Genomic DNA, 12,197 nt, shown 5'->3' on the forward strand with positions numbered 1-12,197 from the left:
GTTATTTGGGAAAGCCCTGTGCGCTCAGGCGTGTCGCCGTGTGAGATACCTGGCTGGCCTGGGGCCATGCGCAATAGTCTGCAGCATAGTATGCGCCCGGACGGAAATTCCCGGACAGGCCCGGCCCGCCGAAGGGCATCGCGCCGCTTGCGCCAGCTGTCGGGCGATTTCGGTTCAGAATGCCCGCCCGCATTTCCGTGTGTGCCTTGACCCATAGCGCGTCGTCATCACTGATGAGTCCCCCGGAAAGGCCATAGCGAGTGGCATTTGCGCGTTGCAGGGCGGTGTCGAAATCCGGAACACGAATGATCTGCATCAGAGGGCCAAACAATTCCTCATCCGGAATATCCGAGGCGTTGGTCACATCGATCACGCCAGCCGTCACGAACCCGCCTCCCCGGTCCATGCGCTTCAGCCGGCGCAGGCTCTTGCCGCCCTTCTTGGAGATCATGGTCTGGAACTCGATCGCATTGGTGGCGGCCTGCTCGGATACGAGCGGCCCCATGAAGATATCGTCTTCATTCCAGGCGCCGATCTTGAGCCCTTTCGCCCGCGCGACGATGGCCTCAATCACCGAGTCGCCAAAAGCGCCTTCTGGCAGGATCACCCGGCGCGCGCAGGAACAACGCTGTCCTGTCGTGAGAAAGGCCGATTGCGCCGCGATGTCAGCAGCGGCCTCCACATCAGCGGGGTCCCAGATAATCAGCGGGTTATTGCCACCCATCTCCAAGGCCAAGATGACTTCCGGACGCCCAGCGAAGTGCTTGTGGAAGAATACGCCTGTATCCGCCGATCCTGTGAACAACAGGCCATTGATGTCTGCATTGAGCAGGGCGCCACCTGTCTCCCTGCCCCCATGCACGATGTTCAGCACGCCCGCGGGCAGGCCCGCTGCGGCAAATGCTTCCGCCATAATGGCCGCTACACCCGGCGCCAGTTCGGAGGGTTTGAATACGCACGTGTTCCCGGCCAGTAGCGCCGGCACGATATGCCCGTTCGGCAAGTGGCCGGGAAAATTGAACGGACCATAGACCGCCATGACGCCGTGTGCGCGATGCGTCAGATGCATGGAGCCGAATGCAGCCTCCTGCACCTTTCCGCCGGCACGTTCCACCTGCGCCGCAATCGAGACGGCGACCTTGGCTTTCATTGTGGCGGCTTCGCCCCGAGACTCCCAAAGCGCCTTACCCATATCCCGGCTAATCACTTCAGCTATTGCGTCCGTGCGCTTGCCGATTTCATCCGCATACGCCTCGAGAATGGCGGTGCGTTCACTTTGCGGCGTGCGCGACCATTCATGAAAGGCGCGTCGCGCGCTCTCGACGGCGGCAGTTACATCGCCCGCATTCGCGGATGCGCTTTCCCATACCATGTCGCCCGTGGCCGGACAGTAGTTCTGGAACTTCGGTCCATTGCCGCTGCGCCATTCCCCGTCGATCCAGACGGCATCGCTCATCTTCAGCTCCTCACCCAGATACGGGTCTTCGCTCCAGGTTTGATCCGGAGCTTTTCAAACACGTCCGCAGTCGTGACCGCAGTGTCGTCGCCTTGCAGCGCGAGCATGGCCTGGCTCACGCGAAAATCTGGAAGTTGGTCCGTCGAGACAAGGCCCTGACGAAAGGTTTCGTCGTCCACATTCGCGGCAAGCTCAAGATTTACCTCCCGGCTTTCCTGGATGGTTCGCAGGTGCCGCTTTTGCGTCGCAACCAGCGGTCCACCATCGAAGATGTCTACGGTCCTGTCGAATTCGAAGCCTTCCCACTGCAACAGCTTGTAAGCCCCTACGCCCTCGGAATGACACCGTCCGATCACTTCCCGAGCTTCAGGCGGCAACAGATCGACATAGATCGGATATTTCGGCATCAGGTCGCAAATGAACTGATTGTCCGTCGTCGCGGACAGCCTGTCGGCTTCGTCAAAATCCATGCGGAAAAAATGCCGGCCGAGGCATTCCCAAAAGGAGGACACCCCATTCGCATCGATGACCCCGCGCAGTTCAGCGAGGACCTTGTCCCCGAAGCGAGCAGGGTCGGTTGCCATCAGGAGATAACGCGACTGAGCCGCGAGCCGCCCGGCGCCGCCACCACGATGGTTGGCTTTGAGGAACAATGTGCCGACTTCGGTGAACCCGACATATTCATTTGTCAGGACGAGCGCATCCATGTCGAAGCGCATATTGCCAGCGGCTTGGCTCGCCTGCGACAGGGTGATGATCCGGTAGTTGAAGAAGGGCTGGTCAATACCTGTACCCGCCTTCACGGCGGAACAGCCGACTACTTCGCCGGTGCCGGCATCTTCCATCATCAGAAGATATTTTCCGTACTCGATCTTTTCGAGACGGCCGTGAAATGCCTTGTCAGACTTCTCAAGTCGGTCCTTCAAGATGGCTTCGTCCACGGGCAGGCTCGTGAACCCCGGTCCGGACAATTCCGCTAGTTCCATAAGGGCAGACAGGTCATCCAGTCTCGACGGGCGCATTACATAGGGTGTCATCTATTGCCCCATGAGTGACTTGATCCGCCGCGCATCGAGTCGGCCATCCGCAAGGCGGTTCAGCAATAGAGCAGAGAGTGTCGCCCGCTCAGCAAAGCTGTCAGTCACGACATATTCTTCATTCGAATGGATCCGGCCCCCGCGCACACCGAGCGTATCCACATTGGGCACGCCCGCCGCAAAGATATTGTTGCCTTCGCACACGCCGCCTGTGTCGACAAATTCCAGATCCAGCCCAATGGCCTGCCCGGTCGCATGAACCGCATCAAACAGCGCCTGCTGAGCGGCATTTCTGGGTTTGGGCGGACGGTAGAAGCCGCCATGCAAATGTCCGCTGATACCGTTGCGCGCAATCGCCCGCTCAAACAGCTTTCGGGTTTCCGTTGTGGCCCATTCTGCGCTGTCTGCATCCGGCGCGCGCGCGCCAAAACGGACGATGGCAAGATCCGGCACGATATTGACGGCAGATCCACCATCGATCGATCCCACATTGAAGGTGACGCCCTCACGTTGCCCATTCAGCGCTTCCAGACCGAGGACGAGCTCTGCAGCGGCCTCAATGGCGCTACGTCCTTCTTCCTTGGCCCGGCCAGCATGTGCGGCCTTCCCGTGCAGGACGATATCAAACACTGCGGAGCCTTTGCGCCCGCCTGACATGGCCCCTGTTTCCATGGCTGGCTCATAGGTCATGCCGATCATGGCGCCGGACTTTGCCGCACGGGTCAGGTATTGGGCACTTGCAAAATTCCCGATTTCTTCATCTGGGGTCAGGACAATCCGGTAACCCAAGCGATCTTTGAGCGGTCCGGCTTCGAAGGCCTTCAGGGCCTCAAGCATGACGCATAGCCCACCCTTCATGTCTGCCATACCAGGTCCGTTCAGGCGCCCGTCTCCGAGATCAGTGACACCCTGGAACGTGCCCGCCGGAAATACCGTGTCATAATGCCCGGACATGATGATCTGAACGTCGGCATCCGGACGGCCTGTCACCTCGATAACCGGTCCCGTCATTTGCATCTCGGCTTTGCCGGATGCACCGACGGCTTCGAAGCCTTCGGTCTCGATCACATCGACATCTGCCTGCAATTCAGAAAATGCATCCGCGAGCATTGGAGCAAAGGCCTCCAGGCCCGCCGTGTTCCAGCTGCCGGTGTTGATATCAGACCAGCTACAGGTGCGTTGCACCATGTCGTGGCTGGCGCTGAAGAGACGCTCACGCGCGGCCTCATCGTCCGGGCTGAGTGATTGCAATGTATCCATGGTCTCTTGGTTTCACAGGAAACTAGGGTGGGCAAGTGCGATCAACACGGGCCCAAACAAAAACGGCCCGGCAGTCTCCTGCCGGGCCGTCTTCATATTTGAGAGTCAGCGATTACTGAACAGTGATCACGACTTCCGAACGGCGGTTCAGAGGCTCGCGAACACCATCGCGGGTCGCTTTAGCCAGATCCGTCTCACCCTTCGCTTCTTCTTCGATGATCGACGAGTCGATACCGCGAGCAGCGAGAGCGTTTGCCACGACATCAGCGCGACGCTGGGACAGACGCTGGTTATAAGCGCTGGCACCGGAGGTATCCGTGTGACCGGCGATCGACACCGAGTTCGGCGTACAACCGGCTTCGCCATTAATGTTAGCGACGGCCTGGTCGATAACAGCAGCCGCCTGGCTCGTCAGATCCGCACGATCCCACTCGAAGTACACCACGAATTCCTGGTTGAGGCTGGAGCACACAACTTCAGGGGCATCCGTTGTCGTCGTCGGAGGTGGCGGCGGTGGCGGAGGCGGTGGTGGCGGAGGTGGTGGTGGCGGAGGCGGGGGTGGTGGCGGAGGAGGCGGTGGTGGCGGAGGCGTCGCACCGAATGCATAACGCAGGCCGACCGTCGCCACATGCGACGTGTAGTCGGCGTCATAGTTAGCGCCGCCATTGTAGCCAGCGAATTCAAGATCTTCGGCAACCTTGTAACGATAGCCGAGGTCCAGCGTCAGCTGGTCAGAAACCTTGTAGCCGAGGCCCAGAAGACCCTGGTAACCGAAGCCGGTGTCGCTGTCAGAGAAACCGTTGGCTCCGGAAGTGTCCGTGCCGTCGGTGTAAACCAGATTGTTCGCTTTCGCATTCGCGCGCAGAACGCCGATACCGAGACCAACATATGGCTGGATCACGCCTTCAGGATTGAAGTCGTAGATACCATTCAGCATCAGTTCCATGACTTGCAGGTTGCCTGCAGTCTGGGAAACCGCGCCGACTGGGGCGGTGCCATTGAACGTGGCAGGAACGGTCAGATCGTCATCGCTGTAACCAGCAGCGCCTTCAAGGCGGAAACCGTTATCGAAACCGTAGCCAAGACCAAGACCAAAGCCGAGAGATTCGTCAGCGTCGGACATGCCGCCCATCGTGGCGTTGACGTCCTGCTCAGCAGGATCGTGGTCGAGCTTGCCATCAAATCCGTAGGTCGCATCGGCACGGGCATACCACCCGTCCTCTGCATGTGCGACAAAGCCGGCAGACGCGAATGCGGCCGCGGCTGTCGCGCACATAAGAGTTTTCTTCATACTCAATCCCCTTTTGTGTGCCGAATGACGGGATTGTCCTCGGCCGCAGGTTCATACGGGTAGAATCCCGAATGGTTCCTGAATAAACGCATTTACCAGATACTGCGACCCTTATTAGACTCGCGTATCAGTTGAATGACGGCATTTTTGAATACCGCGACCCAATTGCAACAGATTGTTGCCAACTCGTCAAATATTGGAAAGCTTCGAATCGTCAATGATTTCAACGGCAGGACGGCCTGAAATTAGGAAAATGGTACCGCCTCCCCGGCTCGAACGGGGGACCCCTAGATCCACAATCTAGTGCTCTAACCAACTGAGCTAAGGCGGCACGATGAGCGGCAAATACCGCTCAATTCGTTTGGATTCAAGCAAAACTCTGAGGCGCAACTGCACTCCAGCCGATTCACATGGCTGATCAGACTTTTGCGACTTGTTCGAATTCGAGATCGACCGGAGTTCCGCGGCCAAAGATGGAGACGGTCACTTTCAGACGGCCGTTCTCCTCGTCGATTTCCTCCACAGATCCTTCGAAACCCTGGAACGGACCATCATTGACCTGGACCTGCTCACCGATTTCGAACGAAATCTGCGGACGTGGACGCTCCGCGGCCGAATCAGTCGACGTGCCAAGGATGCGATCGACTTCACGCTGGCGAACCGGCAGAGGCTTCTTGCCCCCTTCAGCTCCGAGGAAGCCGGATACTTTTGGTGTGTCCTTGACCAGGTGATACACGTCGTCGGTCATGACGGCCTTCATCAGGACATACCCCGGGAAGTAGCGGCGCTCGACGGTCTTTTTCTTGCCGCGTGCGACTTCGACGACTTCCTCAGTCGGCACCTGCATGTCTTCGATCAGGTCTGCCAGTCCTTTGCGTTCCGCCTGTTCGAGAATGGTCGAAGCGACCTTTTTCTCGAAGTTGGAATAAGCATGGACAATGTACCATTTGGCTTCAGCCATGAGGCCTACGCGCTCCCTAGTGAAATGTTGACGGGCCGTTCTGGTCTCAGAGGCCCGTTATCGCCTTAACGGCCAAATTGATGATGAAATCGGCCAAGAACAGAAAAAGGGCGATCAGGATCGACATGATAACGACGAAAATCGTTGCCTGGATCGTTTCCTGACGGGACGTCCACGTCACCTTGTTCCCTTCGGCACGAACCTGCCGAAAGAAGGTAATTGGACCTACGCGCTTCTTTTTCACCTTATCGGCCATTCCGACTCTCTCTTGAAAAGCGGGGAGTTAGCGGTTTTGAGCCGCCACGTCCACGGTTAAGTACACCGGCAGCATTATCAAGACTAGGTGGGGTCTTGTGTACGGCCTGCAAGGGAAACGCTCCCATCAAAGTGATTTTCCAAATTCACGCGGCGGCAACCCCGGAACCTCGACGCGAATCGCAAACAAACTTCCCGACAGGGGCCGCGCATCCAGCTGGGGAAAGGACAGTCCTGCCCGCGCTGTCGTAATGAACAGAGTCTTCAGGTCTTCGTCACCAAATGCCACGCTGGTCGGACGTGTTGCCGCCAGAACAATGATCCGGTCAATCTCTCCCTCAGGCGTCAATCGGATCACCCGGGATGCGTCCCACAGGCAAGTCCAGAGGCACCCTTCCGAATCGATCGCCGACCCATCCGGGTACCCAGCGAGTTCAAACGTGTCGGCCAGGACCTTTCGTCCTGTCAGCTTGCCTGTCTCCTGTTCATGATCAAACGACAGGATTTCCTGTTCGGCGGAATCGCAAGTGTAGAATTTCGTTCCATCGGGCGAAAACTGGAACGTGTTGGTCATCAGAACGGAGGGAAGGCGTAGCGCTTCGACCGTCCCGCCAGGACTGAATTTGTAGTAATTGCCCTGCGCGGCTTTTCCCGCGTCGTCCATTGTGCCGAACCAGAGCGAGCCGTCCGGTGCGATGCCGCCATCATTGGTGCGATTGGTTTCCGGCTCGCCCTGCAGGACCGCCAGTCGTTCATAGGCTTCGGTTGAAGGGTCATAGACGCCGATTTCCTGATCGCCCGCCATCAGGATGCTACCGTCATGCAGGGCAATCGTGCTGGCCCGGATCGGAAGGTCGTAACGGCGTGTATTGCCTGTTCGCGGATTGAACCGATGGAGCTTTGCCCGCTTGATATCCACCCACCAAAGGAAACCTTCCGACGGGCTCCAGAGCGGACCCTCGCCAAGCGTGCACCCTGTCGGTGCGACACATTCCGGCGTCATGAACATCGAATATCCTCATCCCGGCTGTTGGCGCCGATAGGTCAATCGTATCGGCTAGTCTGCCAACAGACCAGCAAGCTCTGCAATCTCCCACAAGCCGTCCGTCAGGCAGTCTTCCGCCGAATACTCCAAGACGTCCGCGTCGAGGGCATCCAGCGCCAAACCGTACCGGGTCAGGTTAATATCGTCGGCAATGAGAATCACATCGTCACCGGGATCATAATGAGCAGCGACATCGGCGCCAATCAACAAGCCTGACAAGGCGCACTCATAGTGCTGCGGAGCCAGCTGCCGAGTCCATACCGCCGCGTGAACGGCATAGGCGGATACAGCGTTTTCCGTGTCGAGCGACCGCTCCACCCATTCCACGAAAACGCTCTCGGAAAATACCTGTTCAGGGAGCCCGGCTGAAACCGCGCGCTCCCGCGCCAGTATGGCCCCGTGAATTTCCCGGGTGAGTTCGGTTGTGAACCCGGTCACCCGGCCGGTCTCGAGGCTGAAATGTACTGTCAAATCGTCTGGCATGCAGACAAGGCCGTTCGGCTGCTCGATCCCGAACAGGCTGGTCTCGGCGCCATAGGTGATATCCGGGGGCGCAGTCTGAACCAGGCTGGGAATGAACAAGACGTCCTGATCCCTGTGGAGACTTGCGCCAATATCCTCCAGCCGGAACGGCACGCGGGGATGATGGTTCTCCATTCCGCCCTGTTGAGAATCCCTGGCTCCACTTACCAGGATTGGGCAGGCGCCGGTGAAATCGCGCCGCCAGCTGTCAAGGACAGCCCGGATCTGATCGGCCCCTGGTCCCACCGGGCCTGACCGCAGATTGGCTGACTGGCATGTGTGCAGCACGTCCCCGTCAGCATCATAGGCCCAAGCCCGAAAGCGGTTCCCGGTGATCGATACGCCAATGAGGGAAGGTGTGAGCGTCATCTCGTCATCTATCCTGTAGGAAGGGGTGCGATTTGCGCATCCAATCCCGTCGCGTGAGTTGGAAGTCTTGTCAATCAAGCCGGTCGCTTTCTGTGGGGAGTCGGGCTAGTCAGACGGAATGACTGATGATGCCCATTCCCACCCGTCCGCCGCTCATGCCATGTCCCGCCTGATCGAAATCATGGCGAAGCTAAGGGACCCGGAAACAGGATGTGCCTGGGATGTCGCGCAGGACTTTTCCACCATCGCGCCCTACACGATCGAGGAGGCGTATGAAGTCGCCGACGCCATCCAGCGCGAAGAGATGAACGAGTTGAAGGAAGAGCTTGGCGACCTGCTCTTTCAGGTCGTGTTCCATAGCCAGATGGCGAAGGAGGTGGGTGCGTTTGAAATCGCCGACGTCGTCGATGCAATCAATGCCAAGATGATCCGCCGTCATCCGCATGTGTTCGGAAATGAGGACACGCGAACGGCCGACCAACAGGTCGCCGCGTGGGAAGTGATCAAGGCTCAGGAGCGTGCTGGCAAGGACAAGAGCAACGGCCCCTCCAGCGCGCTGGACGGCGTCGCCCTGGCCTTGCCGTCACTGCTTCGCGCAGAGAAGCTCCAGAAGCGGGCGGCGCGAGTCGGTTTCGACTGGACCGAAGCCGATCCCATCTTCGACAAGCTCACCGAGGAAACCGACGAGGTCCGGGAGGCAATCGAAACTGGCGACCCGGACAAGATAGAAGATGAGCTGGGTGATTTGCTGTTCGTTGCGGCCAATCTCAGCCGCCGCCTCAATGTGGACCCCGAACAGGCCTTGCGACGTGCCAATGCAAAGTTCGAACGCCGCTTCCGCGCAATGGAAGCGCTTGCTGATGAGGCTGGTCAGGACTTCGCGACACTCGATATCGACGCGCAGGAGGCTCTATGGCAGCGTGTGAAACACCAGGAGCGCGTCAGGCAGGATTAAGGTCTGGAAATTCGGAATAGAATTGACCCAGCCTGTCATTGGGCAGGCGCGTTGTCATCACGACGTTCCCGCTGTCCAGTGTCGTTTCCGAGAGGACTTCCCCATTTCGGTGCAACCAGGCCCGCGCCCGCCCGTCTTGTGCGCCCAGTTCCAATTCAATCTCGGTCGCGCCCTTTAGCAGGACGGCCTCGATGAGATCCAGCAGCTCGTCGATCCCCGTCCCTGTCAACGCAGAGACGAGCACGGCTGGTGTATCGAGTGGTCCACGTGCAGAGAACGCAAGCGCCTCGGCACGATCCTCTGGCAAAAGGTCGGCTTTATTCCAGACCTCGATCATGGGCGGTAATGGCAGGCCGGTCTCGGCCTCCAATTGCTCCAGCACGATCATCACATCTTCGGCCTGTTCCAGGTCTGCCCGGCTCGACCGGTCGCGCACATGGACCAGGAGGTCTGCCTGCATCGCCTCTTCCAATGTCGCCTGAAAGCTGTCGATCAGATGGGTCGGCAAATCTGTGATGAACCCAACCGTATCGATCAGGGCCGCTTCGCCGAGAGTGGGCAGGTCAAACCTGCGGATCGTTGGGTCGAGCGTCGCGAACGGCATGTCCCGCGCGAATACGTCAGCGCCAGACATCTGGTTGAACAGGGTCGATTTGCCGGCATTGGTGTAGCCCACCAGTGCAATCACGGGCTTTCCACTCCGCTTGCGCCCTGCCCTTTGCACGGCGCGCGTGCGCTTCACATCGTCCAGATCACGGCGCAGGCGCAGAATCTTGTCATCCAGCATCCGCCGGTCTGCTTCGAGTTGGCTTTCGCCGGGGCCGGACAGGAAGCCGCCACCGCCCCTCTGGCGCTCAAGATGGGTCCAGGTCCGCACCAATCGTGAGCGCTCATAGAGGAGCCGGGCCAGCTCGACCTGAAGACGGCCTTCCTTGGTCCGTGCACGCAGGCCGAAGATTTCGAGGATCAGGCCTGTCCGGTCGATGACCTTCACCTCAAGCTTTCGCTCAAGGTTGCGCTGTTGTACGGGCGTAAGGTCGCCATCAATGACGGCGATGGTACAGTCGTTTTCCCGAAGGTCCTCCGCAAGCCGGTCAAGGATACCGCCCGACAGCAGAACAGATGAGTTCACTTTGCGAACGTGCTCGGCGCGCAGGAAAGCGAGATCGCAGCCAAGCGCTTCCACGAGGCCTGCCGTTTCCTGCAGCCGGTCTTCAGTTGGTCTGTTGGCGGGTGTGAACCAAGGAATAATCACGCCAGCCACCTCGGGCACCGGCGTGCGATCAATCATCCTGTCAGTCAAAGGGGCCTAGTCCGCATCCATTTCCTCATCAAACAATTGCACCGGGGCGCTTGGAGCAATTGTAGAGATCGCGTGCTTGTAGACAAGCTGTGGCGGGCGTCCGTCGCCGCGAAGCAGAACACAGAAATTGTCGAACCAAGTCACCACACCCTGCAGTTTAACGCCGTTAACCAGGAAGACGGTCAACGGAGTCCGGGATTTCCGGACGGCGTTCAGGAAGGTATCTTGCAAATTCTGTTTTTTGTCGGCGGACATGACGGAAATCCAATCTGGCCTGTTCTTGTTATGTGTCGCGCTAACGGGATTACAGCGCTAGTGCAAGTGGGAACAGCGGTTAACCCCTCCAAAAGCTGAGGGAAAGGGCTGGAATCAGCGCCAGAACCTCCAATCGCCCGAGAATCATTGAGAAAATGGTCAATGCTTGCGCAGGGCCCGACAAATCCATCGGATAACTGCCCAGAACCGCTGCCGAATTTGTGAGGCTCCCAATCGCAAGGCGTATGGCCGACACGAAATCCTCTCCCAGAAAGGCAAACCCCGCCATGATCAGGAAAATGGAGAGCACGTAGCCAATCAGATAGACCCAGACCCCGATCACACTGCGTTCGTTCAATTCGCGGTCCCGGAAGCGAAATCCGAGGATGGAGCGCCGATATCCGAGTTGACGAAACTCCTGACCCGCCCGCCGGGCGAGCACGATGAAGCGCGCGATCTTGACGCCGCCTGCGGCTGACAGCGCCGATCCCCCGATCAGGGCTGGCAAGACCAGTACGGGCAACGGGATGCGATTATAGTCGGCAGGATCGGACAGAGAGAGGCCGGACGTCGACAAGGCGGACAGGGCCCACGACAATCCCTCGGTCATGTTCAGGTCTGAGGCCACGGCAAATGCGACGAACACGCCGAGCAAGGCGACGAACAAGGTCACTTCCGGATCCGTGATGGCTTTCAAAGGCTTGCGGTCCTTGAGGGGCAGCCAGATGGCCAGTCCCATGGCGCCCACCAACAGGCCGATCCCGAGCACGATGGACGGCAGCGTATCGAGGGGTGCCCGCATGATGCCCTGTGGATGCACCAGTCCCGTCGTCAAAGCACTCACGGAATCCCCCAGCGCGCGTTCTGCCGGGACGCCCATGAAGACCAAAGCAGCAAACAGGACGAGAATGGAAATTGCCATCAACATGCTGACCACGCGGGCCACGCGCGGAACGGCGTCGAAAAAGCTGGTTTCCGGCACGGTGAACAGCACCGTCCGGTGAATACCGGGCCCCCCGAGGTTCAGCGCCGCAAGGACACTGGCCGCCGCAGTGATTGTGGCGAGCCCCCCCAACAGGTGCAGCATGCCGCGCCACACCACGAGACTGATGGGCCATTCATTATTCTGGACGGCAATGACGGATTGCCCGGTCGTCGTCAGGCATGCAGTGGCCTCATGAATGGCGCTGAGCACGCTTTGATTTTCGACCCCAAGGATGAAAGGCAGGCTGGTCGCCACCGGCGTGATGAACCACCACAGGATAACCGTTCCAAGCGCGTCAGACGGCCGGGCCTTGCGCGTTGGTTTTGGGGTGAGCAGCAACACGCTGCTGGAGACGACGATGATGCACAGGATCATCGCGCCAAATGCAAATGTCTGGCTGGTCTCGCCTGCCGCGATCGCCATGAAGACCGAAGGAATGGTCGCAACCACGACAATGAGCAGCAGGAAAGCGAGAACCCGGACGACAGACGCGTAATTCATGG

The 12,197-nt window shown here is 58.9% G+C and carries 12 protein-coding genes and 1 tRNA gene; 1 reads left to right on the forward strand and 12 read right to left on the reverse strand.

Annotated elements, in window-relative coordinates; all coding sequences use genetic code 11:
* Position 1 precedes the first annotated feature (1 nt).
* The 9 genes from astD to V7660_RS05615 form a co-directional block, all read right to left on the reverse strand.
* Positions 2-1,456: a succinylglutamate-semialdehyde dehydrogenase gene (gene astD, locus V7660_RS05575; protein WP_335602137.1), complete on the reverse strand. Its 1,455-nt coding sequence runs from the start codon at positions 1,454-1,456 to the stop codon at positions 2-4.
* Between the two features lie 2 nt (positions 1,457-1,458).
* Positions 1,459-2,493: an arginine N-succinyltransferase gene (locus V7660_RS05580; protein ID WP_335602138.1), complete on the reverse strand. Its 1,035-nt coding sequence runs from the start codon at positions 2,491-2,493 to the stop codon at positions 1,459-1,461.
* Positions 2,494-3,753 carry a hydrolase gene (locus V7660_RS05585; RefSeq protein ID WP_335602139.1) on the reverse strand — a complete coding sequence of 420 codons (1,260 nt, stop codon included), beginning with the start codon at positions 3,751-3,753 and terminating at the stop codon, positions 2,494-2,496.
* Between the two features lie 112 nt (positions 3,754-3,865).
* Positions 3,866-5,044, reverse strand: a complete 1,179-nt coding sequence (locus V7660_RS05590) for an OmpA family protein (protein ID WP_335602140.1) — start codon at positions 5,042-5,044, stop codon at positions 3,866-3,868.
* A 254-nt stretch (positions 5,045-5,298) separates the two neighbouring features.
* A tRNA-His gene (locus V7660_RS05595) sits at positions 5,299-5,375 on the reverse strand.
* 87 nt (positions 5,376-5,462) lie between these two features.
* Positions 5,463-6,005 (reverse strand): transcription termination/antitermination protein NusG, encoded by a 543-nt coding sequence (gene nusG, locus V7660_RS05600; RefSeq protein WP_335602141.1) that lies wholly within the window; start codon positions 6,003-6,005, stop codon positions 5,463-5,465.
* Between the two features lie 46 nt (positions 6,006-6,051).
* A complete protein-coding gene (gene secE, locus V7660_RS05605; protein WP_335602142.1) occupies positions 6,052-6,261 on the reverse strand; it encodes a preprotein translocase subunit SecE in 210 nt (69 codons plus the stop codon).
* Between the two features lie 126 nt (positions 6,262-6,387).
* Positions 6,388-7,263, reverse strand: coding sequence for an SMP-30/gluconolactonase/LRE family protein (locus V7660_RS05610; RefSeq protein ID WP_335602143.1), 876 nt, complete (start codon positions 7,261-7,263; stop codon positions 6,388-6,390).
* 54 nt (positions 7,264-7,317) lie between these two features.
* A complete protein-coding gene (locus tag V7660_RS05615) occupies positions 7,318-8,196 on the reverse strand; it encodes a 2-dehydro-3-deoxygalactonokinase (RefSeq protein WP_335602144.1) in 879 nt (292 codons plus the stop codon).
* Positions 8,197-8,314: 118 nt separating this feature from the next.
* Between V7660_RS05615 and mazG the strand changes: the two genes are divergently transcribed.
* Positions 8,315-9,151, forward strand: coding sequence for a nucleoside triphosphate pyrophosphohydrolase (mazG, locus tag V7660_RS05620; RefSeq protein ID WP_335602145.1), 837 nt, complete (start codon positions 8,315-8,317; stop codon positions 9,149-9,151).
* Here mazG and hflX read toward each other — a convergent pair.
* From hflX to V7660_RS05635, 3 genes are all read right to left on the reverse strand, one after another.
* The gene (gene hflX / locus V7660_RS05625) at positions 9,138-10,454 is read right to left on the reverse strand and encodes a GTPase HflX (protein WP_335602146.1); all 1,317 of its coding nucleotides are present in this window, start codon (positions 10,452-10,454) and stop codon (positions 9,138-9,140) included. The two genes, mazG and hflX, sit on opposite strands and share 14 nt — an antisense overlap.
* Before the next feature lie 6 nt (positions 10,455-10,460).
* Positions 10,461-10,709, reverse strand: a complete 249-nt coding sequence (hfq, locus tag V7660_RS05630; RefSeq protein ID WP_034812840.1) for an RNA chaperone Hfq — start codon at positions 10,707-10,709, stop codon at positions 10,461-10,463.
* A gap of 79 nt (positions 10,710-10,788) precedes the next feature.
* Positions 10,789-12,195 (reverse strand): potassium transporter TrkG, encoded by a 1,407-nt coding sequence (locus V7660_RS05635; RefSeq protein ID WP_335602147.1) that lies wholly within the window; start codon positions 12,193-12,195, stop codon positions 10,789-10,791.
* Between the last annotated feature and the right edge of the window lie 2 nt (positions 12,196-12,197).

The organism is Hyphomonas sp., assembly GCF_036964145.1.
GTDB lineage: Bacteria > Pseudomonadota > Alphaproteobacteria > Caulobacterales > Hyphomonadaceae > Hyphomonas.